Origin of the sequence: Bradyrhizobium sp. PUT101, from assembly GCF_052043945.1 — a bacterium.
GTDB lineage: Bacteria > Pseudomonadota > Alphaproteobacteria > Rhizobiales > Xanthobacteraceae > Bradyrhizobium.
Genome location: NZ_CP197207.1, coordinates 3,187,377 through 3,211,376 on the forward strand (window position 1 = coordinate 3,187,377; position 24,000 = coordinate 3,211,376).

Consider the following 24,000-nt stretch of genomic DNA (forward strand, 5'->3'; position numbering starts at 1 on the left):
TAGGCTGTGGCAAAACGGCCTAGGCTCGAACGGGCCACCGGAGCAGAAGTGCCCTGGTTTGGCGGTGCTCGCTTTGCATGAGGGAGTCAGCGGAATGCCGGCTCGCGAACGCGCGCGCGGCCCATAAAAAAACGCGGCGTTGCCGCCGCGTTCTTCAATTCGGTTTGCCGCTTGCGATCAGGCCTGCGGCTGCGGCTCCAGGCCCGGATCCGGATCGGGCCGCGGGCGCGACTTGCCCGCCGGGGGCACGGCGGAGGCGCGCGGCGTGGTCGGCTCGAGCACGGACTCGCGGTTCGGCTTCTTGCCCTTGAGCAGATCGATGATTTCGTCGCCGCTCAGCGTCTCGAACTCGAGGAGACCCTTGGCCAGCGCCTCGAGGTCGGCATGCTTTTCGGTCAGGATGCGGGTGGCTTCCTTGTAGCCTTCCTCGACCAGTCGCCTGATCTCGGAGTCGATCTTCTGGACCGTCGCCTCGGAGGCGTTCTGCGTCCGCGACACCGACATGCCCAGGAACACCTCGTCCTGGTTCTCGCCGTAGGAAACCGTGCCGAGCTCTTCCGACAGGCCCCAGCGCGTCACCATCATGCGGGCAAGGCGCGTGGCCTGCTCGATGTCGGAGGCGGCGCCAGAGGTCACCTTCTCGCGACCGAAGATCAGCTCTTCGGCGACACGGCCGCCCATCATGATGGCGAGCCGCGAGGTCATCTGCTCCAGAGACATCGACAGCTTGTCGCGCTCGGGGAGCTGCATGACCATGCCGAGCGCCCGGCCGCGCGGGATGATGGTCGCCTTGTGGATCGGATCGGTCGCAGGCACGTTGAGGCCGACGATGGCGTGGCCGCCTTCGTGATAGGCCGTCAGCAGCTTCTCTTCCTCGGTCATGACGAGCGACTTGCGCTCGGCGCCCATCATCACCTTATCCTTGGCCTCCTCGAACTCGGCCTGCGTCACCATCCGCTTGTTGCGGCGGGCGGCGGTGAGCGCAGCTTCATTGACGAGGTTCATCAGGTCGGCGCCCGAGAAGCCCGGCGTGCCGCGCGCGATGGTCTTGAGGTTGATATCCGGCGCCAGCGGCACCTTGCGGACGTGAACCTTGAGGATCTGCTCGCGGCCGACGACGTCGGGATTGGGCACCACGACCTGGCGGTCGAAGCGGCCGGGACGCAGCAGCGCGGGATCGAGCACGTCGGGACGGTTGGTCGCGGCGATCAGGATCACGCCCTCGTTGGCCTCGAAGCCGTCCATCTCGACCAGCAACTGGTTCAGCGTCTGCTCGCGCTCGTCATTGCCGCCGCCGAGACCGGCGCCGCGGTGACGACCGACCGCGTCGATTTCGTCGATGAAGATGATGCACGGCGCGTTCTTCTTGGCCTGCTCGAACATGTCGCGGACGCGGGAAGCACCGACGCCGACGAACATCTCGACGAAGTCCGAACCGGAAATTGTGAAGAACGGCACGTTGGCTTCGCCCGCGACCGCACGCGCGATCAGGGTCTTACCGGTGCCGGGAGGTCCGACCAGCAGCACGCCGCGCGGAATGCGGCCGCCGAGGCGCTGGAATTTGCCGGGGTCGCGCAGGAATTCGACGATTTCCTGAAGGTCCTGCTTGGCCTCGTCGACGCCGGCGACGTCCTCGAAGGTGACGCGGCCATGCGCTTCGGTCAGCATCTTGGCGCGCGACTTGCCGAAGCCCATCGCCTTGCCGGCGCCGCCCTGCATCTGCCGCGACAGGAAGATCCACACGCCGATCAGAGCGATGAAGGGCAGCCAGGAGACCAGCAGCGAGACGAACCAGGGCACGTTGTCGCCCGGCGGCTTCGCGGTGATCTGGACCTTGCTGTCATAGAGGCGCTTCACCAGCGTCGGGTCGTTCGGCGCGTAGGTCTGGAAGCTCGAGCCGTTGGTGAAGGTGCCATGGATGTCAGGCCCCTGGATCACGACGTCGCGCACATTGCCGCGGTCAACTTCGCTCAGAAGCTGGGAGAAGGCGATGTCCTGCGAGGAGGCCCGCTGACCCGGATTCTGGAAGAGCGTGAACAACGCCAACAGCAGCAAGACAATGATAACCCAGAGGGCGAAATTGCGCAGATTGGCGTTCATCGATCTTCCTTCGTGGTCGCGCGGATCGCGACCCTGATCCTTGGGCAGTGGCTTTGGTCAATGCGAGGAAATCCCAAGGAATCCTCTTGGTTAGACGGATACAATTTAGGTGCCGCCCCGGTCGCTGCCAAGGGAACGAGGTGGGACTATTTATCCCATCTTAGTGCGATTCCCGCGGAAATAATGGCGCCCGATCGGGGGTTTTTCCGGCCTGGTTAAGGTGGCCTGACGCTGCGGAGGCGAAACGGCCGGTGTCATGATCCGCCCTCATTCGTGCTCACCTCCCGGTGCGCCGCCGGGCCGGTGCCGGCGCGATGTGGATACGACCGCCGGCAAGGCTGATCAAGGCTCCCGCGAGGGTCTGCTTCAGGGCCGGCCGTCCGGTCGCGCGGGCGCGGAGACTTGCCGCCATGGCCTGGTCCAATGCGGACATCAGGGTTTCGACCTTGCCGAGTTCCGCCGGCCCCTCATGTCCGAGCGCGTTGATGGCCCGCAGCAGGAGCCGCAGCCGGACCTCCTCCGGAAGGGCCGCAAAAGCCGAGGCCTCGAAGCTTCGGACGCCCGCTTGCGGCGCAACGCCGCGATCCCGCAAACGGAGGAAGCGCTCGGCGCCGTCGGCCAGCACCTCGACCGCAGCATTGGCCCGCGCCAGCCTTGCCGCGAGCCGCGCCAGATTGCGGGCATCGCCGCCCTCGGCCGCGAGAAGCGGCAGCAGCGCGCGCAGCCGCGGCCGGGTGAAGGCGGTGTCCCGGTTGGTGGGATCCTCGGCAAAGCCGACCTTCGCCCGCCTCAGGGTCGCGATCAGCTGCGACTTCGGAACATCGAGCAGCGGACGCGCCAGCACGATTCCGTCGCGCTCGCTGAGGCCGGTCATGGCCGACAGCCCGGCAAGTCCGCTGCCGCGGAAGAGGCGCATCAACAGCGTCTCGGCCTGGTCGTCGCGGGTGTGGGCCGTCAGCACATGGCTTGCACCTGCGGCACGCGCGGCCTCGGCGAGCAGACGGTAACGGGCCTCGCGCGCTGCCGCAGGCAGCCCCGTCTTCGGCTTTGCGCCGCGCCAGCGCAGGGTCCGGTGAGGCAATCCGAGTTCGGCGGCGAGCCGCTTGACCTCGCGCGCCTCGCGCGGCGCCTCTCGCCGCAGGCCGTGATCGATCGTGACGACGGTGAGAAGCGGGCCGCGCGCGAGGCTGCGCCGCCAGCGTGCCGCAAGCCACATCAGCGCGACCGAGTCGGGCCCGCCGGAAACGGCGAGCACCAGCGCGGGCGCAGCTCTCAGGCCGGCGAAGATCCGCTTGGCCTCGCGCGCCGAGATTGGAGAATTGTCGTCGTCTGACATGACCCGGCCCTGACAGTCGCCAGACTGTTTAGCGCAGGGCAATGCACATTGTCAGCGCCTGGATGCGGCATCGGCACGGGATGAGCCTTGGTCGAAGCGACCCGAGCCGATGGTTCACCTCTCCTGGAGAGCTGAACCACGGACAGCCGGCGGCGCTCAACTTTCTAACACTTCACCCGCTTCTGCTCGCGATCGACCGCCGCTTTGACGCCGGTGGAGGCGCGCGGATATTTGCGGCCGACCTCGCCGAAGGCGGCGCAGGCGGCCTCCTTCTCCTTCAGCGCGGCGAGCGACTGGCCGAGCCGCAGCAGCGCATCCGGCGCCTTGGCCGACTTTTCGTATTTGGTGGTGACGGCGAGGAAGGCTTCCGCGGAGTCGCGATATTGCTGGCGCTGGAAGTAGCTCTCGCCGAGCCAGTATTGCGCGTCCCCGACGAGCGGGTCGCTCGGAAATTTCTGCGCAAAGTTCTTCATGGTCTGCTCGGCGAGCGCATAGTCCTTGCGCTGCATGTAGCCGATGCCGAGGTCGAACTCGTCGCGCGGCGTCGCCGAGGGCGGCAGGGTGGTCAGGCCGGCGCCGCCGGCCGGCGCGGGATAGCCGGGCTGCGCGGCTGGCGGCACGCCTTGCTGGTAGCGGGGGCTGGTGTTGGCGAGGTCGAGCGGCTCGCCCGGGTTGCGGCCGCCGGCACCGGCTCCCGCCGGCATCGGCTGCTGCCCGCCGCCGAGCGCGCGCGGCGCGCCCGGCGCGTTCGGGTTCTGGTTCGGATCGAACGCATCGCCGCGGCGGCGCGTGCCGGGTGCGCCGGGCGCAGGCTGCTCCTGAACGATCGGCGCCGGGGCGGCGATCTGCGGCTGCTCGTAATTCGGCTGCACGGCCGGCTGCTGCTGGCGATAGCCCGGCGTGGCCTGGGTTGGTGCGATCTGGGCGGGCGGCATCGCCGCAACGTTCGGCGCCTGCCCGGGCGCGCCTTGCGCGCCGCCTTCGAGCGCCCGCAGCCGCTCTTCGAGCTGGCGATTGCGGTACTGGAGCTCCTCGTTCTGGCCGGTGAGCTGGCGGAGCTGGTTCTCCAGCCGCTCGATCCGCATCTCCGGGTCGGCATCATCCGACTGCGCAAAGACCGGCTGCGCAAGTGCGGACGAGCACAAAGAGAGCAGCACGACGGTCGCCACGGTGCCGGTAAAGACCTTGAATCTGGATGACATCTTGCCCTGACGACAAAAGCGAAATGGCCTGCGACGGAACATTCGACGCGCCCCACATTGAAGTGGAGTACGCCAAAAATGTGACTGGTACAAAGCGGTTTCTGTCACAGAATCCTGAAACGAAACCGGCGCCCGAGAGGGCGCCGGCATAGTCCATTACCGAAGCTGAACGGCGCCTGACTGAACGTCAGGAGCTCGCGTTGAGCACCGTGACGGCGCGCCGGTTCTGCGACCAGCAGGAGATGTCGTTACAGACGGCGACCGGCCGTTCCTTGCCGTAGGAGATCGTGCGCATGCGGTTCGGATCGATGCCGCGCGAGGCGAGGAACGAGCGCACCGACTGGGCGCGGCGGGCGCCGAGCGCGATGTTGTATTCGCGGGTGCCGCGCTCGTCGGCATGACCTTCGATGGTGAAGCTGTAGCGCGGATAGGACTGGAGCCACTGCGCCTGCTTCTCCAGGGTCACGATCGCCTGCGGGGTCAGGTCGGTCTGGTCGCTTTCGAAGAACACGCGGTCACCCACGTTGACGACGAAATCCTGCTGGCTGCCGGGCGTCGCCGCATTGGCCATCGCATCCGTCGCGGCATTCTTGTTGGCGCAGGCGCCCATCGACAGCGCGACGGCGAGCACCGCGGCCAGCTTCAATCCCTGGAGGATACGCATAGGATGTTTCATTCCGGAGCCTCCACGCTCACGTTAGTCCACTGCTGTCCGGTCTACAGGGGGTTGGTTAAGCGAACGTTCCGTCAACCTTGACGGAACCTTGCCTCAGCCGCTCAAATGCCCCCAATCGGCGAAAAGCAACCGCCATGGTTAATGAGTTGTAAATGTGGCGCGAGGGTGAAGGCAAGCCGTGCCGGCGGGCAAAAACGCCGGCTTCTGCCGGAATTTTGGGCCGAGGCGAGAAGAGTGATCGCCCTAGTAGGCCGAACCGACCGCTGGAGCCGCCACGTCCAGGTTCCGCGGCGTGGCCAGCAGCGTCGGCCGCGTGGCGCCCTGGCGTGGGGTGCTCCGTGCAAACAGCATGCGCCGCTCAAACGCGCTGGAGCGCATGATCGGGAAACGCGTCAGGATCTTTTCCCGGACCTTGGGATAATCCGAGGCCATGAGCACGGCCTTCTGCGTCGGCCAGCCCGGAAATGAACGCGGCTCAGTGAGCGTCTCGGACAGGAACACGCGGCGGTAGAACGCCTGATGATCGGTCCGCACCATCGAGAGCCCGACATCGGCATTGAAATGTTCGCAGGCAACGAAGGGAAGCCGGACAGTCAGATAAGGCAGTTCGGGGAATCGCTGCTGCATTTCGGGGTCGGCAACGAATCGACACGGATCGACAAAAACCTCGCCCCGGTCCAGGCGAGGATGCAGGACGTCGCCGAACACCTCCGTGGTGTAGGACATCCGCCATTCGGACGTCAGAACGTGGATGCGAACGGAACTGCAGAGTTCGTCGTCGACGTATACGCCGAAATTCCAGACGTTGGGCGCGTCGTCGAAACGGTCCGTCACCCGCTGCGACTCTGACGGAGGGATCAGTCCGGCCTGCAGATAGGCGCGGTAGCGCATCAAGTACAGGTTGTCCTTGTCCTCGGGAGTTTCGATGAGTCGGTAATCGATGCGGTCAAACAACGCGGCGCCGCGTGGAAGGAGCGCCGCGCTCGGTTCGGCTCCGGACTTCATCTGCTACCTCTAGACTCCAATCAACTTCCGCGAGTGGCAGCAGATTAATGGTTCCTTAACGAAATTGCAAAGCCTTAGAATTGTTAGGGTTAACTCTTTAAGGGGTCCGCACAATTACGGAGCCGCCGAGAGCCGATTGCGATGAAGAAGCCGCCAGAAGGGATCAGGCCGATCGCGACGAGGCGATGACGAGCTGGTCGTCGGGCATACGACGGCCATGCGAGGCATTGAGCAGCTGGCGGACGCGAACCGCCGGAACGGGCCGGCTGAACAGATAACCCTGCCCTTCGGTCACGGTGCCGTCGGCGCTGATCAGCTCGAGCTGTTCGTTGGTCTCGATACCTTCGACCACCACGGCCATTCCGAGGTCGGCGGACAGCCGCGCGACGCCGCGCAGCAGCGTCAGCGGCCGGTCGGTATCGATGCCTTCGAGGAAGGAGCGATCGATCTTCACTTTCTGCATCGGAAAATTGTGCAGGTAGCTGAGGCTGGAATAGCCGGTGCCGAAATCATCGAGCGAGATACGCACGCCGAGCGCGCGTAGTTGCGACAGGATGTCGTGGGTGAGCTGGGTGTTGCGCAGCAGCGATGACTCGGTGATCTCGATCTCCAGTCGATGCGCCGGCAGGCCCGACACTTCGAGCGCGTAGCGGATTTCGCTCAGAACGTCGCGCTGGTGAAATTGCTGCGGCGAGAAATTGACGGCAACGCTGACGCCGTCCGGCCACTTCATGCATTCCATGCAGGCGCGGCGCAGGATCCAGCGCCCGAGATCGACGATCAGGCCCATGTCCTCGGCGACCGGGATGATGTCGACCGGCGACACCGTGCCGCGCACCGGATGATTCCAGCGCAGCAGCGCCTCGCAGGTGGTGATCTTGCCGGACTTCAGATTGACCAATGGTTGGAAGAACAGCTCGAATTCCTCGTTGGCGAGCGCCTTGCGCAAGTCGAGCTCGAGGATACGGCGGGCCTCGACGGTAGCCGCCATCTCGTCGCGGAAGAAGCAGAAGGTGCCGCGGCCGTCGGCCTTGGCACGATACAACGCCATGTCGGCATTCTTGAGCAGCGTATCGGCACTGACCTCTCCCGGGGAGGTCAACGCGATGCCGACGCTGGCGCCGATCTCGACCAGATGATTTTCGATACGATAACGCTCGCTCAGCCGCTCGACGATGCGGCGGGCAAGCGCCGCGGCGTCCTCGGGCGAAGAGATGTTCTGCTGGAAGACGACGAACTCGTCGCCGCCGAAGCGGGCGACGAAATCCTCGGGGCGCAGCATCTCGCGCAGGCGGTTGGCGACCGCACACAGAAGCTGATCGCCGCAGGGATGACCCAGCGTGTCGTTGACTTGCTTGAACTGGTCGAGATCGACGAAGAGCAGAGCCGACAGACGTTCCGAATGCCGCGCGATTGCGAGCAAACGCTCGATCTCGTCCCGAAAATTGACACGGTTCGGCAGCGCCGTGAGATCGTCGTAGCGGGCCAGATGGCTGATCCTGGCTTCGGCGTTGCGACGCTCCGTGATGTCCTCGAGCAGCAAAACCGCACCGCCATCGGCCATCGGCTGGACGGTCCATGACAGCGAACGATTTCTGTGCGGATCGGGGTCGGTGGTGATGATTTCGTTCGCCCGCGCGGTTTCGATGTCGGCGATGATCGCCTCGCCGCTGGCAACCGAAATCGATCCCGCTTCGATGCACGCGGCGATGATGTCGCGCGCGGTCGTGCTGCTCTGGGTGAGATTGTCGGACAGATTCATCATCGCGCCAAAGCGGTGGTTCATCACCGCAAGCTGGCCGTCGATGCGAAACATGCAGAGCCCGTGCGGCATGTTGTTGAGGGCCGTGTCGAACTGGCCGGCGAGCGCGGCCTCGCGCTCGCGTGCGACAACTGCGCGCAAGAATATCCTGTGCAGGTTTCCAGAGAGCCGCATGACCGAGACGAGGAACGCGGCGCACACTACCGACATCGCCACGTAATAGGGTGTGGCGTGCAGCGCCAGCGCGATCACGGCCGGGCCGAATATCAAGGTGGCTTGCAGACGAAATATCCACTGCCGCCCGTAAGCTCTCCCCGCTCCTCCCGCCACGATCCCGGTGGTGACCGAGAGGGCAATCATGTGAGCGATGGCGTCGTCATTGCTCAACAGGGTCGTGGAGCACCATAGACCGATCACGGCGGCCTGGATGAGCGCTCCGATTTGGTAGCGCTGCTGCCAACGCGCGGCTTGTTCCGCGCTCAGAACCGATTTTCTGGCCTGATACCGGCTCAGATCGAAAGCACGTATGGCTCCCGCAAGAATGAGCAGCGGGACAAATCCCCAAAGCAGCATTTCTCCCGTCTTGAGCGCCGTCAGGGAGGCCGAGAACGCGGAGAAGACGATGCCGGTAAGCACCGTGCCGGGAGCCTCGAACAGCGAATCGGTCAGCGCCGCCGAAATCGTCGGCGAGGCCTGTTCGTCCTGCTCTCCGCTCTGGCTAGCGAACTGCATCTTGGTTTGCACGCGCGTCCTGTTTAAGCGCGTAGTTCTACCCCAGCTGAGATGAAGCCTTTCTGAGGGAACATCGTTAAAGTCGAGTTGTTTTCCCGCAATAGCAGGCCGATTTTCGCTTAAATATCAAGCAACTAGGCAAGTCTTGCCTTGCACAAGGTGAAGGAAGTCTTGCCTTGCGCAACGAACTCGACAAATCGGCACGCTTTTTCGGAAACATCGCGCGTCTGAACGCGCGATGTTTTAGCTGCACTCTCGTCAGCCCGACGTCGAAGACAGCAGCGGCGACCACGCGGGGTCCGAGGCAAAGCCCGGCGTCGGCACCTTCAGCTCGTTGCGGCCGGAGATATCGACGGAGTACAGCGACGGCCCGCCATTGCCGCCGGGATCGCGGAAGAACATCAGCACGCGGCCGTTCGGCGAGAAGGTCGGGCCCTCGTTGTGAAAGCCGGAGGTGAGGATGCGCTCGCCGGAGCCGTCCGGCTTCATGACGCCGATCGAGAACTGCCCGCCGCCCTGCCGGGTGAATGCGATGTAGTCGCCGCGCGGCGACCACACAGGCGTCGAATAGGTTGCGTTGGTATCGTCCTTGGAGAAGGAGATACGCTGCGCCGGTCCGCCGCCCGCCGCCATCACGTAGATCTGCGAGCGGCCGCCGCGATCGGATTCGAAGCAGATGCGGGTGCCGTCGGGCGAGTAGGACGGTGAGGTGTCGATGGCCGGCGTATCGGTGAGGCGCGTGGTCGAACGCGAGCGCAGATCCATCACGAACAGGTTGGAATTGCCGCCCTGCTGCAGGCTCATGATGACGCGCTGGCCGTCCGGCGAAAAGCGCGGCGCGAAGGTCATGCCGGGGAAGTTGCCGACGATCTCGCGCTGGCCGGTCTCGATGTTGTATAGATAGACCTTCGGATCGCCCTGGCCGAACTCCATGTAGGTGATCTCTTGCGAGTTCGGCGAGAAGCGCGGCGTCAGCACGAGGTCGGAGCCGCGGGTCAGATAGCGCACATTGGCGCCGTCCTGATCCATGATCGCGAGCCGCTTGACGCGGCGCTCCTTCGGCCCGGTCTCGTCCACGAACACCACGCGGCTGTCGAAATAGCCTTTCTCGCCGGTCATCCGCTCGTAGATCTGGTCGGAGATGATGTGGGCGATGCGGCGCCAATATTCGGGCGAGGTGAAATATTGCTGGCCGGCAAGCTGCTGGCCGGAGACCACGTCCCACAGACGGAATTCGGCCTTGAGCCTGCCGTCCGGCTGCCGCGTCATGCGGCCGGTGACCAAGGCCTGGGCGTTGATGGTCTTCCAGTTCTGGAATTGCGGCGCGACGTCGATGTTGCTGATGCGCTCGATGAAAGCGGCCTGGTCGATCGGCGCGAACAGGCCCGAGCGCTTCAGATTGTTGGTGATGACCTGGGTGACACCGTTGCCCACGTCGCCGTCGGAGGGCGAACCTGGCACAAAATTGGTGATCGCGATCGGGACCGGCTGAAACTCGGTGGGATCGATGCGCAGTCGCGGCTGCCCCTGAGCGAAGGCGTGTCCGCCGCCGAGCATCGCGAGCGTCGACCCGGTCAGGGTCATGAAGCGGCGGCGGTTCATCGATCGGGCGTCATTCATCGCAAAATTCTTTTGTTCGGATGTCACAACATATCTTTCAGACCGAAAGTCATCGGAATGAGCTTCCAGCTTTCGTACTGCTGCTTCGGCATGAACGAATAGACCTGGCACTGCACGATGGCGCGCTTGGCACTCTCCGCCACCGCCTGCGCGATCGATCGCGACGGTCCCCGCACCGCGACGACGATCGGCTCGGCGGCCAGCGAGCCGTCGATCTTCATGGGAATGTCGATGTCGGCTTCGTACTGGTCGGCATCCTGCCCGTTATAGGTCGGCGTGAAACAGCGCTTGACCGCGCCCTGAAAGGCACCGCGCCAAGTCGCGACGTTGGCGACGGCCGTGCCGGTGCTCGATCCCAGCGACGCCGACGCATTCAGCGCCGATCCAGTCAGTTCGTGCCGGGTCGCGGCGCGCTTGTCGAGGTCGCGCTGGATCTGCGCGGGATCGAAGGTGCGCTCCTTGGGTTTCGGTTGCTGCTGCGGCTGCACTGCCGCGACCTTCTGCTCCACGGGCTTCGGCGGCGGCTTCTTGGTGTCGAGCTTCTTCTGGAGTTCGGCGATCGGATCTTCCTTGGCCGGATCAGGCTTCTTTTCCTGCGGCTTCGGCTCTTCCTTCGGCTTCGCCTCGGCCACGGGCTTCGGCGGCTCGGGCTTCTTCTCGACCGGCTTCTCGACGGGCTTCGGCGGCGGCTCCGGTGTCGAGTTGGTCTTGATCAGCTCTTTCTTCTCGGTGACCTTGCCGACGGCATCCTCTTCGGGCTTCGCTTCCGCGATCTTCTCGACCTTGGGCTTCGGCTCTTTCTTGTCGCCGGTCTTCTGCCCCGCCATCATCTTCGCGAGCTGATCGGACGAGATGATGTCGACCGGAAGCGACTCCTCCGGCGCCACATAGGCCTTGCTGCTAAAGGTGACGAGGCCCCATCCAAGCACGAGGACGTGGAGGGCAATCGACGCAACGAGTGTCTTGTCGACGTTCACCTTCACCGCTTACCCCTGATCCGCTTCCGTGACGAGGGCCAGCTTCTTGAAGCCGGCGCCGGACAACAGGCCCATGACCTTGGCCACCGTCCCGTAATCCGCCTTCTTGTCGGCGCGCAGATAGATGCGTTCCTCGAGCCCGCCACGTGCATCCGTGATCGCCTTGAGCTTCGGCACCAGCTCGTTCAGCGCGATCTCGGCATCATTGATGAACACCTTGCCGTTGATGTCGACCGACATCTGGATCGGCTTCTGGTCGTTGTTTTCGAGGCTCTTGGCCTGGGTCTGGGGCAGGTCGAGCGGCACGCCGACGGTCAACATCGGCGCCGACACCATGAAGATGATGAGCAGCACCAGCATCACGTCGACCATCGGCGTAACGTTGATCTCGGCCATAACGGGCTTGCGCCGGCCGCGGCGTCCGCCGCCTCCGGATGAACTTGCGACGTTCATGCCCATGGTATGATGCCCAAATTGCCCTTCACACTATACATGCCGTCCGTCAGCCCCGCTCGTCGATCTGACGCGAGAGAATGGCTGAAAATTCATCAGCGAAGCCCTCCAGCCGCTGGGCCTGTCGGTTCACCTCGGACGTGAACTTATTGTAGAAAATAGTGGCAGGAATGGCGGCGATAAGGCCGACGGCGGTCGCAAACAGCGCCTCCGCGATACCGGGGGCGACAACTGCCAGAGAGGTATTTTTCGACGCCGCGATCGACTGGAAGCTCGACATGATGCCCCAGACCGTGCCGAACAGGCCGACGAAGGGGCCGGCAGAGCCGACGGTCGCCAGCACCAGCAGCCTGCGTTCCAGCCGTTCGACCTCGCGCGCGATCGAGACGTTCATCACCTTGTCGATGCGCATCTGCAGGCCCGCGACAGAGCGCGCATGGCTTTCGAAAGAACGCTTCCACTCGCGCATCGCCGCCACGAAACAGGCCGCCATGGAGTGCGTCGGCTTGGCCGAGAGCGTGCGATAGAGCTCCTCGATCGACTCGCCGGACCAGAACGCCTGCTCGAACCGGTCCATCGAGCGCCGGGTGCGCGCGTAAAGAAAGATCTTGTCGATGGCGATCGCCCAGACCCAGACCGAGCAGGACAGAAGTCCCAGCATCACCGCTTTCACGATCCAGTGAGCCTGCCAAAACAGCGCAATCAGCGACACGTCGGCGGAGGCGGCAACCGGAAGGGCTGACTGAGCCACGTCGGCCGGATTCATAAGCAGTATCCTCTCAAGGCGATCGTTACCTAATGTCCCTCGGCCAGCAAATCGCTGCCGGTGTTCCCCAACAGCCGCGCTAGAGCCGGCGCGGCCGGCAAGTCCGCTCAAAGCCTTGTTCTTTCTGGGGTGCAGGGCTCGTCCAAAGCCGGCCGCCTGCATTCCCCGCCAAGATGTCAAAACTATGGGCCTCGACACGGCTTTTGGCGCGACTGTCCGCAATTACCAGAGCCCGGCGTTGGTTAATGCGGGGTTACCGGCAGCGAATTTGGCTGCCGGAGGCAGGCGGACCAGGGATTTGGCCCGGCAGCCCCGGGGCGGCGGCATCTAGCCGGGAAATCGAGGGTAAGACCTGCGGTCCCGGAACCGGGTTTCGAATTCCGCTCAGGCCGCGTTCGTCGCTGCACTGCTCCGCCCGTTCCCAATTGCCCGCTGTAGTGCCTCAACGAATGTGGCGAGCCGCGGTGCGGAGTTTGCCGATGCCACATCGCGTGCGGTGACGGAAAGACAACCAAGGGGCTGCTTGCCGACGAGCTCCCGCATCTGGCCGAAGACCTGATCGCTGCCGGCCCCGCCAAGCGTACAGAAGAACGCCACCGCAGGGAGTTTCGACCTGTTTGCGAGCAAATAGGCACGGACGGGCGAAGAGAGCGCCCAGGCCCAGACCGGTGTTCCGATCACAACGAGATCGTAGAGAGATGGATCCTTGGCGGTGGCGGCGATGCGCGACGGGATCTGCCGTCGCGCTTCCATGGCCGAGCGCAGATAACCGAATATCCCATTGCGGCTACCAGCCTCGGTGATTTCTTCACTGTCGCAGGACAGCGCAGCCGACAGGGATTGAGCAACTTTGCGCGTCGTGCCGGTCCGGGAATAATAGACCACGAGAATTCTTGCCTTCGCCATCGTCACGCTCCTCGCCTGTGCCTGCCGGACTACATCGCGTTCGCGATGCGCGCGGCTTGATTCACGTCAACAGGCGCTGAGAACGCGTCGATGATGCGTGCCGGGCTTGAAACATCTTGCCGTGCGACCTGACGTGCGAGAGCCGTACGCCCCGAAGATGGTCCGCCCTCTCTCCCTTGTGGGTGGGAACGCATCGCGCGTGCCGGAGGAACCAGCCCATACCCGCAGAATTGTCCTGAAAATCACTTTCGGCGAGGCTTTGCCATGACCATCAACCCCAAGACGACCGCCGCTATCGGCGATCACCCGCTCCACCCCATGATCATCCCGTTCCCCGTCGCGTTTCTGGTCGGCGCGCCCATCGCCGATCTGGCCTTCATCGGAACCGGCGACGCGTTCTGGGCACGCGCCGCGATGTGGCTGATCGGCGCCGGCATCGTCATGGCGCTCGTTGCCGCCGCGGCCGGCTTTACGGACTTCTTCAGCGAGCCCCGCATTCGCCGACTCAACGATGCCTGGTACCACATGGCCGGCAATCTCGTCGCAGTCGTGCTGGCCCTGGTCAATTTCTATCTCCGCTATGCGCAGGGCACGGAGACCGCGATCACGCCATGGGGCGTCGTGCTTTCACTGGTCGTGGTCGGCATTCTCCTGTTCACCGGATGGAAGGGCTGGGAGATGGTCTACCGGCATCACGTCGCAGTGCTGGATGCGCCGGGCCAGACCAGCTCGGAGCCGGTCACGCCGCATCATGGCGGCGAAAGTCACCGCCGGGCCGCCTGAAGCGCGATGAGATGAGGATGTCTCATCCTCACGCTTCGGGTTGTTGTTCGAGCATGATCTCCGCGCAAACGCGTTCCGCGTTTGTTGCGAGGGAAAGTCGCTTCACACTTTTTCCGGATCATGCTCTAGCGAGAAGAGGCCAACGCCAAACCGCCCGCCTTGCGGGTTGCGCAGGCGGGCGGCTCGGGGCCATCAGGACTTTGGGGGCATGCGCCTGAAGGCTTTGAGAGATATCAGGCTTGGATGTCAGCCCTGCTGCTGGTCGGTGGGCGGCGGGGTCGGACGCGTCTTGTGCTGCGCCATGAACTGGTCGAACTCTTCCTTGTCCTTGGCGTGACGCAGGCGGTCGAGGAAGTTCTTGAACTCGACCTGCTCCTCCTCGAGACGCCGCAGCGTTTCAGAGCGATATTCGTCGAAGGCGCGGTTGCCGGAAGACGGCGGGCCGAAGCCAAAGCCGAAACCACTGCGCTCCATGCGGCCGCGCATGCGGTCCATCTTGTACTGCATCCGCTCCATCTTGTTCTGCCAGCGATCCTGATGGTTCCAGCACGACATTCTTCTGCTCCCGAGTGTGAAAAAGAGAAGGGCAAGTCCGATCGGCCACCAGATGATGAAGCCGAGGATGGTCACGGCGATCCAGCCCGGATGCCAGGGCGTATCGAGCATGCGGGGACGCGCGTACTGTTGCTGTTGGTCCGAAGGGCCGCGCCATCGATTGACATCAGCGGTGTAGGCCATTTCCCATCTCCATGACGGCATCTGCGCCGTTGTGAATGTAAATAACATTTACATAGCTAGACCATCCCGCGATTTTGTCAAGCCGGCCGCCAGACAGGCCCGCGGAATTATTTGCGCAACTTTATTTCGGCTTGCCCCAGGGTCCGCCCGGAGGCACGCCCGAACCGGAGGGAGCCTCCGGCGGCACCGGCGGCGGCTCGGCCCCCTTCGTGGCCGGACGGCGGTCGGTCGGGAAACCAAGGCCACGCAGATAGATCAGCACCTCGGCCTCTAACAGCTCGTCCGGCGACATCGGCAGTTTTCGTCGCGCGGCATCGCCGCGGGAAAACAGCGAGGCGACGCCATGCGCCATCGACCAGATGTGCAGCGCCATCATCATCGCCGGAGGACGGGGTGTGCCGGGGGGAGTCAGCGCGGCGAGGCGCTCGGCGGCGGCACGGATGACGCCGAACGCACGTTCGCCGGCTGCCATCAAGGCAGGATTGGCATCGACCGGCAGGCCCGATTCGAACATCGCGTTGTAGAAGGCCGGCTCCTCGCGGGCGAAGGCGAGATAGGCCCTGCCGACGCGCTCGAACGCGGTGACCGTGTCGGGACGCCCGTCGTCCCAGGCCGCGGTCAGGCGCGCCTCGAACTGCTCGAAACCGCGCTGGGCGATCGAGGACAGGAGTTCGTCGCGGTCGCGGAAATGCCGATAGGGTGCCGCGGCGCTGACGCCGGCCATGCGCGCGGCATCGGCAAAGGTGAAGCCGGCCGCGCCCTTCTCGGCGATCAGCCCGAGAGCGGCCTGCAACAAGGCTTCCTTCAGATTGCCGTGGTGATAGCCGCGCTCGGCGCGGCCCTGCTCCTTGCGCCAGCTCATGTGAACGACCTTTACATGAGCCGGGCGTGAAGGTCACTAGCGGCGATGAGGCAGGATCAACCCCGTACTTCCACGGTCATGCCCCGGCATCGAGCCCGGAACGAGCTCGCACCGACGCTACATTTGCGGAATGGGCAGCACGGGCATCACCTCGATCGCCTCGCCCGGAAAGATCGCGAAATGCGGATGGTTCTCGAACAGTTTGGCAGCTTCCTCCTGCGAGGCGGCGCGCACCACCGTGAAGCCGGTCAGCGCATTGCTGACCTCGGCGATGCCGCTCGCGTCGATCCTGCGGGTCTTGCCCAGCGGGCCGCCGATCTCGACGATGACGGACTTGTGCTTCTCGACCCAGCCGTGCCAGGCAGCCATGCCCTCCTGATCCTTCGCCTTTCGCTCGGCCTCCGGCAGGGCGCGCCAGGCCGCCATCTTCGTACCGGTCGTGCTGCCGAGATAGACGGCGAGAAATTTGTGTTCGGCGCTCATGGATATCTCCTCTGGTTGATTGATCGGAAGATCGTCTGGCGGCTGCCTACTTCCTCAGGTCGCCAAACCCGGCCACGACCTCCTGCACTTCAGGCGAGTAGTCGGTCACCTCCTGCACCTGCCGGATCTCGATGATTTCGTTGGCCGAGGCCGGGCACTTCTTCGCCCAGGCGATCGCTTCCTCGCGCGAGGCGACCTCGATCATCCAGTAGCCGCCCAGCACTTCCTTGGCTTCAGCAAAGGGGCCGTCGGTGAGGATGGGCTCGCCGGTCGCAAACGAGACTAGCGCGCCCATTGATGGCGGATGCAGGCCGTCGAGCGTGATCAGCACGCCGGCGTCCTTCAGCGCCTCGTTGTAGCGCATCATCGCCGCGACACGTTCGGGATCGAGTTGAACGTCTGGCGGTGCAGCCTCGTATCCGAGTGGAATCATCAGCATCATGAATCGCATGGGATTTCCTCGTCGCTTGCTGTCATTCCGGGCGCGACAAGGTCGCGAGCCCGGAATCCGTTGATCCATATTGCCGCCGGTCCCGGTGAATTCTCCGATGCGCGATTGCGCTTCAGAGCCGCGCCATGCGCGCCCCAAAAATGGCGGCGGCGGAGAGCTACTTCCTCGCCGCATGCGCGCGCGTGCGCTCTTCCTGCTCGCGCAGCTCGGGGGTGAAGGCTTCGCCGAAATCCTCGGCCGAAAACACTTGGCGGATCTCGATCTCCGAGCCTGGCTCGAACGGCGCACGCTTCATCCAGTCGATGGCCTCGTCCAGCGAGACGGTCTTGATCAGCCAGAAGCCGGCGATCAGGTCGGGCGAAAGACTGAACGGACCGCGCGTGACGCCTGGCCCGGACGCCGAATATCTGACCCGGGCGCCCTTCACCGTCGGATGCAGGCCCTCGCCGGCTTCGATGACCCCGGCCCTGGCCATGTCCTCGTTGAACTTGCCCATCGCGGCCAGCATCTCGGTGGTCGGCATCTTGCCCGCCTCGGTATCCTGGTTTGCCTTGACGATCACCATGAAACGCATCGACCTGCTCCGTGATATGTCCTGCGGGCGGGAACAGCCGGCCCGCGTTCCCCTCTAGGACGAACGACCTTCTGCCGAGCCGACAGCGGGGCGGAAAATTATTCAGAGGCGCGCCGGCGCGACTGCGGCAGGGGCATTCGGGGCCGAATTGGGCTCGATAGGCGCGGCGCGGGGGCCTTTCATGCCTGAACCAAAGCGAAGTAAAAGGGGCCGGCGCTCGCGCGCCCCTCCCGGACACAGGACAGATCAGCCAATGCCGCAAGCCCCGCAAAAAGTTGCCCTCGTCACCGGAGCTGCACGCGGCATCGGGCTTGCGACCGCGAAGAAATTCCTGGCCGAGGGCTGGCGCGTGGCGCTGCTCGACATCGAGGGCGAGTTGCTCGGCCGCGCGGTCGCCGAAATCGGCCAAAGCGAGGCGACGCTGGCGCTGACCTGCGACGTTTCCGACGCAGCCGCAGTCGCCATCGCGATGACGACGATCGAGCGGCGGTTCGGCCGGTTGGATGCCCTCGTCAACAATGCCGGCATCGCGGTGTTCGCGCCGCTGATGGAGACGTCGGACGCGGACTGGCGCCGCGTGCTCGAGGTCAACCTCACCGGACCGTTCCTCTGCACCAAGGCGGCGGTGCCCTTGATGCGCGACGGCAATGGCGGCGCCATCGTCAACATCACCTCGATCTCGGCGGTGCGCGCCTCGACGCTGCGCTCGGCCTACGGCACCAGCAAGGCGGGCCTTGCGCACCTTACCAAGCAGCTCGCGGTCGAGCTCGCCTCTCTCAACATCCGTGTCAACGCGGTGGCGCCGGGACCGGTCGACACCACGATGGCAAAGCAGGTTCACACCAAGGAGATCCGCGCCGACTATCACGACGCCATTCCGCTCAACCGTTACGGCCTGGAAGAGGAACTCGCGGAAGCGATCTATTTCCTGTGCTCGGCGAGCGCGAGCTACATCACCGGCCAAATTTTGGCCGTCGATGGCGGCTTCGATGCGGCGGGTATCGGCCTGCCAACGCTGCGCGGCCAGCGGCGCAACGGGTAGGCACGGATTTGGTGGGTGGGCAGAGGCGCGCAGGCGCCTGCCTGCCACCTCTCTGGATTTGCGGTACCATTGGTGGGCACGTACGCTTTGCCGCCTTACGATGTCGAGATTTCGGAGAGTGCCATGCGACGCATCACCTTCCTCAAAGCCCTGATGCTTGCATCCGCGCTGCTCGGCGTCACGCCGGCGGCGGCCGAGATCCGCATCATCCAGTCGCCGGGCGGACAGGTCGGACCGTTCCTCGATCTGTTCGAGAAAGTGCGCGAGAGCGGCGAGCGCGTCGTGATCGACGGCCCCTGTCTGTCCGCCTGCACGCTGGTGCTGAGCATCGTGCCGGGCGAGCGCATCTGCGTCACCAAGCGAGCGGTGCTGGGCTTCCACGCCGCGCGCTCGGTAGACCGGCGCGGGCGCTTCTATGCCGAGCCGGAAGCATCGGTCGCGGTGCTTGCCGCCTATCCCGGCCCGGTGCGCGACTGGATCAGCCGCCGGGGCGGCCTGAGTTCACGGCTGCTGCTGTTGAAGGGTCGCGATCTCGCCGCGATCTATCCGCGATGTCGGTGACGAAGCCGCCCTTGATGGTCTCGCGATCGCTTGCGCCCGACACTGGCAATATCGTCGGAGCCGCTGCACGGTTTCGGCAGAGAGCTCGCCGTCTAGAACAAAGTCTGGACCACCGGCACGAGCTTCATGCTCACGCAAATGACCATTCCCCAAAGAGCAAAGTTGATTTGTAGCGCCGCCGCCATCGGTCGCTCCCTTCCAAGTCGCCCCACCCTGATTTGTAGATTTTATGAAGCAAAGTTAGCGATTTTGGTGTGCAGATCACAGCCCAATATTGCGCCAATTGTTGTGCGGTGCAGTGGTTTCACGAAGCCGCCTCACTGCGCCCGCAAAATGATACGAAAGTCCGACTCGTATTCGGCCATGCCGGCTGGTTCGTTTGCCTTGAGTTCCTTTAAACCGACGTGATGCGAAGTATCTCACGCGGATTGCGCGTCGCATACGTAGCAAAGGCCCCGGCATGATTCGATACAGCTTCATCTTGCTCACTTTTTGCACAGCGCTGATTGGATGCGCAGGCGCTCAAGCGCAGGAACGGCGTCCTATCGCGTGGGATGGTCTTGGCAAGGATCCGAACCGCCCTCATGTCGCGAAGCGGCGCGTGGCGAATCCCGCGCCCGGGGCGCCGGATCCCAATCAGGAGCGGGAACGCGTGCTCGGCACCTTGCAGCCATATTCCCAGGCGTGGTGGGCGGTCCATGACGAAATACAGGCGGAGAACGACAGGCGGCTCGGCACCAAGCTCGTGATCTGCCCTCGCTGCGTGGAGTCGTCGCCGCCGAGCGAGAACGTCACCGGATCAATCCGGTGAAAGGACAAACGGCCGATCGGCGCGTGAGGTAAGGAGTCCATGCGTGTCCCCTCTCCCGCAGCATTGGAGAGAGGGGATCGCAACTCAACGGATCGCGGGCGCGGCCGTGCCCGTCACATTCCCTCCGCCGGGCAGTTCACCATCCAGGGAATGCCGAACTTGTCGACGCACATGCCGAAGCCCTTGGCCCAGAACGTCTTGCTGAAGGGCATGGTGACCGAGCCGCCGTCGGCGAGCGCGTTGAACTTGCGCTCGCCGTCTGCGGGATCCTTGACTGTGAGCGAGATCGAAAAGCCCTGCGGCTTGTGAAAGTGCTCGGCCGGGGCGTCGGAGGCCATCAGGACACTGCCGTCGGGCAGCGACATCCGCGCATGCATGATCATCTTCTCGCGGCCGGGCGCGGCCGGCACCTCCGGCGGTGCATCCGATGAGCGCATCATTGCATCGATCTTGCCGCCGAGAACCTTGGCGTAATAGTTGAATGCCGCTTCGCAAGTGTCCTGATAGAACAGATAGGGACTAAGCATCGTTTCTCTCCTCTTCGTTTGCAGTGAGGCTTATTGCTTCTCGGTGAGCTTCTTCAGGCCGGCGAGACCTGCCTCGAAATCCTTGCCGATCATGCTGTCCATGTTGATGAACACCTGCATGACCTTCGACAGGAACGGGGCCGGACCGTACATCGCCCACGTGACCAGAGTGGCATCGCCTTGCGGCACAAAGGTGAACTCGGCGGTGTTGTGCCCTTCGAATGGCCGCTCGAAATCGAGCTTGATGCGAAGCCTGGAGGGCCCGTTCGCCTCCAATATCTCCATGTGGCCGGCACCGACATTGTTGTTGCCGTCCCAGGCATAGGTGGCACCCTTTCCCGCCGCGGTTCCGCCGAACGTCCGCTTCATGGCGGGATCACGCTCCTCATACGGCGACCAGGCGGTCCAGCGATGGAAATCAGCAACCAGTGGATAGATCGCATCGGCCGGAGCTTTCACGGCGAGACGGCGCTCGACGCGGAACGTGTCGGGCTTGATCAGGGCGAAGACGAGCACGGCCGCAATTCCGGCCGCGAGGACGATGGCGATGACGGCAATGGCTTTCAGCATGAATGGCTCCCCGGGATACGGGCTAAGGACGAAGGGGGATGGCCGGCGCCGACAAATGGCAGAATGAATTTTTGATCGTCATTCCGGGATGGTCCGTAGGACCAGACCCGGAATCTCGAGATTCCGGGTTCGGTCCTGCGGAACCGCCCCGGGAATGACAGTGCGGTTGGCGGGACAAGCTCGGGCATGACGACGTGGAAGCAGGCGGGCCTACTTCGCCTTCGCACCCTGCCTGGCGCCGCCATTGGCCGTCTTCGGCTGGCTGTCCCGGATCAGGCGATCGAGATGCATGCGGATGTGGGCGGCTTCGGCCGAGGTGTTGGCGAGCGCGATGGCACGGTCGAAGGCGACGCGGGCCTCGTCGTTGCGGCCGAGCTGCATCAGGAAGGCGCCGCGGACGCCGTAGAAATGGAAATAGTTGGCGAGCTTCGGTGCCAGCGGCTCGATCAGTTCGAGCGCGGCCTGCGGCCCGCGCACCTTGGAGACCGCGACCGCGCGATTGAGCGTCACCACCGGTGAAGGCTGCACCACTTCCAGAGCGCCATAGAGCAGGTCGATCTGCGTCCAGTCGGTCTCCTCCGGCGTCGCGGCGCGCGCATGCAGCGCGGCGATCGCGGCCTGGATCTGATAGGGACCGCTGCGGCGGTGGCGCATCGCCTTGTCGATCAGCGCGAGACCTTCCGAGATCATGGCGCCGTTCCACAAGGAACGATCCTGATCATCCAGCAGGATCAGCGATCCGTCTTCGGCAAAGCGCGAGGCGCTGCGGGCGTGTTGCAGCAGGATCAGCGCCGTCAGGCCCATGATCTCGGGCTCACTCGGAAACAGCCGCAGCAGCAGCCGCGCCAGCCGCATCGCCTCTTCGCACAGCGGCTTCCTGATCTCCGCGGTGTCTCCACTCGCCGAATAGCCTTCGTTGAAGATCAGGTAGATCATGGCGGCGACGCCGGCGAGCCGCTCGGAACGTTCGACCGCGCCGGGCGCTTCGAAGGGGACGCCCGCGTCGGCGACCTTTGCCTTGGCCCGCGTGATGCGCTGCTCCATCGCGGCTTCCGAAACCAGGAAGGCGCGTGCGATCTGCTTCACGGTGAGGCCTGAGACGATGCGCAACGCCAGCGCGATCTGCTGCGTCGCCGGCAGCTGGGGATGGCAGCAGATGAACATCAGCCGCAGGATGTCGTCGCGATAATGCGAGCCATCGAGCCGCTCGGCGAGCGCACCTTCGGCGTCGCCGAGATCGGAGATCGCCTGATCGTCTTCCGGCAGCGGCTGCTGCTTGCGGGCCCGGCGCACCTCGTCGATCGCAACGTTGCGGCCGACCATGATCAGCCAGGCTGCGGGATCGCGCGGTGGCCCGTTCTGCGGCCAGGACTTGAGCGCGCGCAGGCAGGCGTTCTGAAAAGCCTCCTCTGCAGTGTCGAGATCGCGGAAATAGCGCAGCAACGCACCCACCGCCTGGGGTCGCGCCGAGGTCAGCGCAGTCTCGATCCAGGCGGTGTCGCTCTCGCTCACGTGAGATTTCCTCCGGGCCGGAATACGCCCACGGGACGCACCTCGTAGGCACCGCCGGGATTGGCAGCGCCCAGCTCGCACGCGACGTCGAGCGCATCGTCGAGGTTCTTGCAGTCGACGATGTAGAAGCCGAGCAGCTGCTCCTTAGTCTCGGCATAGGGGCCGTCGAGCACCAGAGGCGGATCTTCCTTGCGCAGCGTCGCCGCCGCGGTCGTCGGCAACAGCCGTGCCACCGGTCCGAGCCGGCCCTGCTTGCTGAGCTTCTCCTGCACCACGGCGAGCTTCTTCATCACGGCCTCGTCCTGCTCCTTGCTCCAGGAGCCGACGAAATCCTCATCGTGATAGCAAAGAATGGCGTAAAGCATAGGCGACACTTTCCTCGTCTGTTCTGAAGACGCGCCAATATGCCCCGCGCCGACATGGCTGCGGAAAAAATTTGCAAGAAAAATCCGGCAGATCGTGCCAAGGAGGGCCTTCTCAAGCGGAACCGACGAGGCACTTCGAATGACCAAAGGCACACTGGCCGTCCTGATCAACAGCACGCAGCAGAACTGGCTTCCGGAGCGCTGGAAGGCCCGGTTCGAAGCGGTCTGCGGGGATCGCCGCGTGGTGCTGCTGCCGGATGCCGGGCTCGACCCGGCGGAGGTGCACTATGCCGCGGTGTGGAAGCCGGTGCCGGGCGATCTCGGTGCGTTCCCCAATCTGCGCGCGATCTTCAACCTCGGTGCCGGCGTCGACGCGCTGATGGCGGACAAGAGCCTGCCCGATGTGCCGCTGGTGCGCGTCGCCGTGCCCGATCTCACCAACCGCATGACCGAATATGTCGTGCTGCACGTGCTGATGCACCACCGCCAGGAGCTTTACCTCAGGCAATCGCAGCGTGAGAAACGCTGGGAGCCGACGTATCAATGGCCGGCGAGCGCGATCACGGTCGGCGTCATGGGATTGGGCACGCTGGGAGCCGATGCGGCCAATGTGCTGCGGCGGCTCGGCTTCCGCGTCGCCGGCTGGAGCCGCAGCCCGCGGACGATCGAAGGCGTCGAATGTTTCCACGGCACTGCGCAGATCGACGCCTTCCTGCGCACGACCGACATCCTGGTCTGCCTGCTGCCGCTGACGCCTGACACAAACGGCATCCTCAACCGCGACGTCTTCACAAAGCTCAACCGCAACAGCCCGCTCGGCGCGCCGGTGCTGATCAATGCCGGCCGCGGCGGCCTTCAGAACGAAGCCGATATCCTGGCCAGCCTCGACGACGGCACGCTGGGCGCCGCCTCGCTCGACGTCTTCGTGCAGGAGCCGCAACCGGCGGACAGCCGCTTCTGGACCCACCCCAAGGTGGTGTTGACGCCGCACAACGCTGCCGACACCGACGCGGACGCGATCTCGGCCTATGTCGCCGAGCAGATCGCACGGTTCGAGGCCGGCGGAGCGCTGGAGAATGTGGTGGATCGGGCAAGGGGCTATTAAGCCCCTGGATTTCGCGAACGCTGGCGCTTCAGGCTCGAACGCGGGGATACATACCCACGGGCAGAAGTCGTAAGGCGAGCG

25 protein-coding genes are annotated in these 24,000 nt (G+C 64.4%); 5 read left to right on the forward strand and 20 right to left on the reverse strand.

The annotated features are described in order from the left end of the window. Nucleotides 1-177: 177 nt before the first annotated feature. The 11 genes from ftsH to ACSHT2_RS15750 form a co-directional block, all read right to left on the reverse strand. Nucleotides 178-2,100 carry an ATP-dependent zinc metalloprotease FtsH gene (gene ftsH, locus ACSHT2_RS15700; protein ID WP_440642348.1) on the reverse strand — a complete coding sequence of 641 codons (1,923 nt, stop codon included), beginning with the start codon at nucleotides 2,098-2,100 and terminating at the stop codon, nucleotides 178-180. 277 nt (nucleotides 2,101-2,377) lie between these two features. Further along, nucleotides 2,378-3,436, reverse strand: a complete 1,059-nt coding sequence (tilS, locus tag ACSHT2_RS15705; protein ID WP_440642349.1) for a tRNA lysidine(34) synthetase TilS — start codon at nucleotides 3,434-3,436, stop codon at nucleotides 2,378-2,380. Between the two features lie 164 nt (nucleotides 3,437-3,600). Then, the gene (ybgF, locus tag ACSHT2_RS15710; protein ID WP_440642350.1) at nucleotides 3,601-4,638 is read right to left on the reverse strand and encodes a tol-pal system protein YbgF; all 1,038 of its coding nucleotides are present in this window, start codon (nucleotides 4,636-4,638) and stop codon (nucleotides 3,601-3,603) included. A gap of 187 nt (nucleotides 4,639-4,825) precedes the next feature. Then, nucleotides 4,826-5,314, reverse strand: coding sequence for a peptidoglycan-associated lipoprotein Pal (gene pal, locus ACSHT2_RS15715; RefSeq protein ID WP_024337630.1), 489 nt, complete (start codon nucleotides 5,312-5,314; stop codon nucleotides 4,826-4,828). A 243-nt stretch (nucleotides 5,315-5,557) separates the two neighbouring features. Continuing rightward, nucleotides 5,558-6,319: an N-acyl amino acid synthase FeeM domain-containing protein gene (locus ACSHT2_RS15720; RefSeq protein ID WP_440642351.1), complete on the reverse strand. Its 762-nt coding sequence runs from the start codon at nucleotides 6,317-6,319 to the stop codon at nucleotides 5,558-5,560. Nucleotides 6,320-6,482: 163 nt separating this feature from the next. Beyond that, on the reverse strand, nucleotides 6,483-8,813 hold the full coding sequence (locus tag ACSHT2_RS15725) for a putative bifunctional diguanylate cyclase/phosphodiesterase (protein ID WP_440642352.1): 2,331 nt from the start codon (nucleotides 8,811-8,813) through the stop codon (nucleotides 6,483-6,485). 258 nt (nucleotides 8,814-9,071) lie between these two features. After that, nucleotides 9,072-10,415, reverse strand: a complete 1,344-nt coding sequence (gene tolB, locus ACSHT2_RS15730) for a Tol-Pal system beta propeller repeat protein TolB (RefSeq protein ID WP_440642851.1) — start codon at nucleotides 10,413-10,415, stop codon at nucleotides 9,072-9,074. A gap of 41 nt (nucleotides 10,416-10,456) precedes the next feature. After that, complete coding sequence (locus ACSHT2_RS15735) at nucleotides 10,457-11,416, reverse strand: protein TolA (RefSeq protein ID WP_440642353.1); 960 nt, start codon at nucleotides 11,414-11,416, stop codon at nucleotides 10,457-10,459. Nucleotides 11,417-11,419: 3 nt separating this feature from the next. Next, a complete protein-coding gene (gene tolR, locus ACSHT2_RS15740; RefSeq protein ID WP_440642354.1) occupies nucleotides 11,420-11,869 on the reverse strand; it encodes a protein TolR in 450 nt (149 codons plus the stop codon). Nucleotides 11,870-11,912: 43 nt separating this feature from the next. Further along, entirely contained in the window at nucleotides 11,913-12,629 is a 717-nt protein-coding gene (gene tolQ, locus ACSHT2_RS15745; protein WP_028180156.1) for a protein TolQ, read from the reverse strand. Between the two features lie 384 nt (nucleotides 12,630-13,013). Beyond that, complete coding sequence (locus ACSHT2_RS15750; protein WP_440642355.1) at nucleotides 13,014-13,535, reverse strand: flavodoxin family protein; 522 nt, start codon at nucleotides 13,533-13,535, stop codon at nucleotides 13,014-13,016. Between the two features lie 264 nt (nucleotides 13,536-13,799). On the opposite strand from ACSHT2_RS15750, the gene ACSHT2_RS15755 reads away from it, so the two are divergent. Further along, the gene (locus ACSHT2_RS15755; RefSeq protein ID WP_440642356.1) at nucleotides 13,800-14,318 is read left to right on the forward strand and encodes a DUF2231 domain-containing protein; all 519 of its coding nucleotides are present in this window, start codon (nucleotides 13,800-13,802) and stop codon (nucleotides 14,316-14,318) included. A 246-nt stretch (nucleotides 14,319-14,564) separates the two neighbouring features. Here ACSHT2_RS15755 and ACSHT2_RS15760 read toward each other — a convergent pair whose 3' ends face one another. The 5 genes from ACSHT2_RS15760 to ACSHT2_RS15780 all read right to left on the reverse strand — a co-directional run bounded on the left by ACSHT2_RS15760 (nucleotide 14,565) and on the right by ACSHT2_RS15780 (nucleotide 17,426). Beyond that, entirely contained in the window at nucleotides 14,565-15,056 is a 492-nt protein-coding gene (locus ACSHT2_RS15760) for a DUF2852 domain-containing protein (RefSeq protein WP_440642357.1), read from the reverse strand. Between the two features lie 121 nt (nucleotides 15,057-15,177). Then, complete coding sequence (locus tag ACSHT2_RS15765) at nucleotides 15,178-15,918, reverse strand: TetR/AcrR family transcriptional regulator (RefSeq protein ID WP_440642358.1); 741 nt, start codon at nucleotides 15,916-15,918, stop codon at nucleotides 15,178-15,180. 117 nt (nucleotides 15,919-16,035) lie between these two features. Continuing rightward, nucleotides 16,036-16,401, reverse strand: coding sequence for a hypothetical protein (locus ACSHT2_RS15770; RefSeq protein WP_440642359.1), 366 nt, complete (start codon nucleotides 16,399-16,401; stop codon nucleotides 16,036-16,038). A gap of 46 nt (nucleotides 16,402-16,447) precedes the next feature. Beyond that, entirely contained in the window at nucleotides 16,448-16,852 is a 405-nt protein-coding gene (locus ACSHT2_RS15775) for a YciI family protein (protein ID WP_440642360.1), read from the reverse strand. Nucleotides 16,853-17,009: 157 nt separating this feature from the next. Beyond that, the gene (locus ACSHT2_RS15780) at nucleotides 17,010-17,426 is read right to left on the reverse strand and encodes a YciI family protein (RefSeq protein WP_440642361.1); all 417 of its coding nucleotides are present in this window, start codon (nucleotides 17,424-17,426) and stop codon (nucleotides 17,010-17,012) included. Between the two features lie 253 nt (nucleotides 17,427-17,679). On the opposite strand from ACSHT2_RS15780, the gene ACSHT2_RS15785 reads away from it, so the two are divergent. The 3 genes from ACSHT2_RS15785 (at nucleotide 17,680) to ACSHT2_RS15795 (ending at nucleotide 19,840) form a co-directional block, all read left to right on the forward strand. Beyond that, nucleotides 17,680-18,468 carry an SDR family NAD(P)-dependent oxidoreductase gene (locus tag ACSHT2_RS15785; RefSeq protein ID WP_440642362.1) on the forward strand — a complete coding sequence of 263 codons (789 nt, stop codon included), beginning with the start codon at nucleotides 17,680-17,682 and terminating at the stop codon, nucleotides 18,466-18,468. A gap of 123 nt (nucleotides 18,469-18,591) precedes the next feature. Next, nucleotides 18,592-19,029: a hypothetical protein gene (locus ACSHT2_RS15790; protein WP_440642363.1), complete on the forward strand. Its 438-nt coding sequence runs from the start codon at nucleotides 18,592-18,594 to the stop codon at nucleotides 19,027-19,029. Nucleotides 19,030-19,489: 460 nt separating this feature from the next. Continuing rightward, nucleotides 19,490-19,840 (forward strand): hypothetical protein, encoded by a 351-nt coding sequence (locus ACSHT2_RS15795; protein ID WP_440642364.1) that lies wholly within the window; start codon nucleotides 19,490-19,492, stop codon nucleotides 19,838-19,840. 113 nt (nucleotides 19,841-19,953) lie between these two features. Here ACSHT2_RS15795 and ACSHT2_RS15800 read toward each other — a convergent pair whose 3' ends face one another. The 4 genes from ACSHT2_RS15800 to ACSHT2_RS15815 form a co-directional block, all read right to left on the reverse strand. Next, complete coding sequence (locus ACSHT2_RS15800; RefSeq protein ID WP_440642365.1) at nucleotides 19,954-20,367, reverse strand: VOC family protein; 414 nt, start codon at nucleotides 20,365-20,367, stop codon at nucleotides 19,954-19,956. Nucleotides 20,368-20,397: 30 nt separating this feature from the next. Further along, the gene (locus ACSHT2_RS15805) at nucleotides 20,398-20,937 is read right to left on the reverse strand and encodes an SRPBCC family protein (protein WP_440642366.1); all 540 of its coding nucleotides are present in this window, start codon (nucleotides 20,935-20,937) and stop codon (nucleotides 20,398-20,400) included. 210 nt (nucleotides 20,938-21,147) lie between these two features. Further along, a complete protein-coding gene (locus tag ACSHT2_RS15810) occupies nucleotides 21,148-22,449 on the reverse strand; it encodes an RNA polymerase sigma factor (RefSeq protein ID WP_440642367.1) in 1,302 nt (433 codons plus the stop codon). After that, nucleotides 22,446-22,814 carry a YciI family protein gene (locus tag ACSHT2_RS15815; protein WP_440642368.1) on the reverse strand — a complete coding sequence of 123 codons (369 nt, stop codon included), beginning with the start codon at nucleotides 22,812-22,814 and terminating at the stop codon, nucleotides 22,446-22,448. The genes ACSHT2_RS15810 and ACSHT2_RS15815 overlap by 4 nt, the downstream gene beginning before the upstream one ends. A gap of 139 nt (nucleotides 22,815-22,953) precedes the next feature. On the opposite strand from ACSHT2_RS15815, the gene ACSHT2_RS15820 reads away from it, so the two are divergent. Continuing rightward, entirely contained in the window at nucleotides 22,954-23,919 is a 966-nt protein-coding gene (locus ACSHT2_RS15820; RefSeq protein WP_440642369.1) for a 2-hydroxyacid dehydrogenase, read from the forward strand. Nucleotides 23,920-24,000: the final 81 nt, after the last annotated feature.

Bases quoted from the DNA above. Each gene is read 5' to 3' on its own strand.
- ACSHT2_RS15780 (WP_440642361.1), bottom strand. From the start codon at position 17,426: ATGCGTTTCATGGTGATCGTCAAGGCAAACCAGGATACCGAGGCGGGC.
- pal (WP_024337630.1), bottom strand. From the start codon at position 5,314: ATGAAACATCCTATGCGTATCCTCCAGGGATTGAAGCTGGCCGCGGTG.
- ACSHT2_RS15805 (WP_440642366.1), bottom strand. From the start codon at position 20,937: ATGCTGAAAGCCATTGCCGTCATCGCCATCGTCCTCGCGGCCGGAATT.
- ACSHT2_RS15760 (WP_440642357.1), bottom strand. From the start codon at position 15,056: ATGGCCTACACCGCTGATGTCAATCGATGGCGCGGCCCTTCGGACCAA.
- tolB (WP_440642851.1), bottom strand. From the start codon at position 10,415: ATGAACCGCCGCCGCTTCATGACCCTGACCGGGTCGACGCTCGCGATG.
- ACSHT2_RS15790 (WP_440642363.1), top strand. From the start codon at position 18,592: ATGCGACGCATCACCTTCCTCAAAGCCCTGATGCTTGCATCCGCGCTG.
- ACSHT2_RS15720 (WP_440642351.1), bottom strand. From the start codon at position 6,319: ATGAAGTCCGGAGCCGAACCGAGCGCGGCGCTCCTTCCACGCGGCGCC.
- ACSHT2_RS15815 (WP_440642368.1), bottom strand. From the start codon at position 22,814: ATGCTTTACGCCATTCTTTGCTATCACGATGAGGATTTCGTCGGCTCC.
- ACSHT2_RS15775 (WP_440642360.1), bottom strand. From the start codon at position 16,852: ATGCGATTCATGATGCTGATGATTCCACTCGGATACGAGGCTGCACCG.
- ACSHT2_RS15765 (WP_440642358.1), bottom strand. From the start codon at position 15,918: ATGAGCTGGCGCAAGGAGCAGGGCCGCGCCGAGCGCGGCTATCACCAC.
- ybgF (WP_440642350.1), bottom strand. From the start codon at position 4,638: ATGTCATCCAGATTCAAGGTCTTTACCGGCACCGTGGCGACCGTCGTG.
- tilS (WP_440642349.1), bottom strand. From the start codon at position 3,436: ATGTCAGACGACGACAATTCTCCAATCTCGGCGCGCGAGGCCAAGCGG.
- ACSHT2_RS15750 (WP_440642355.1), bottom strand. From the start codon at position 13,535: ATGGCGAAGGCAAGAATTCTCGTGGTCTATTATTCCCGGACCGGCACG.
- ACSHT2_RS15725 (WP_440642352.1), bottom strand. From the start codon at position 8,813: ATGCAGTTCGCTAGCCAGAGCGGAGAGCAGGACGAACAGGCCTCGCCG.
- ACSHT2_RS15800 (WP_440642365.1), bottom strand. From the start codon at position 20,367: ATGCTTAGTCCCTATCTGTTCTATCAGGACACTTGCGAAGCGGCATTC.
- ACSHT2_RS15795 (WP_440642364.1), top strand. From the start codon at position 19,490: ATGATTCGATACAGCTTCATCTTGCTCACTTTTTGCACAGCGCTGATT.
- ACSHT2_RS15820 (WP_440642369.1), top strand. From the start codon at position 22,954: ATGACCAAAGGCACACTGGCCGTCCTGATCAACAGCACGCAGCAGAAC.
- tolQ (WP_028180156.1), bottom strand. From the start codon at position 12,629: ATGAATCCGGCCGACGTGGCTCAGTCAGCCCTTCCGGTTGCCGCCTCC.
- ACSHT2_RS15770 (WP_440642359.1), bottom strand. From the start codon at position 16,401: ATGAGCGCCGAACACAAATTTCTCGCCGTCTATCTCGGCAGCACGACC.
- ACSHT2_RS15755 (WP_440642356.1), top strand. From the start codon at position 13,800: ATGACCATCAACCCCAAGACGACCGCCGCTATCGGCGATCACCCGCTC.
- tolR (WP_440642354.1), bottom strand. From the start codon at position 11,869: ATGGGCATGAACGTCGCAAGTTCATCCGGAGGCGGCGGACGCCGCGGC.
- ftsH (WP_440642348.1), bottom strand. From the start codon at position 2,100: ATGAACGCCAATCTGCGCAATTTCGCCCTCTGGGTTATCATTGTCTTG.
- ACSHT2_RS15785 (WP_440642362.1), top strand. From the start codon at position 17,680: ATGCCGCAAGCCCCGCAAAAAGTTGCCCTCGTCACCGGAGCTGCACGC.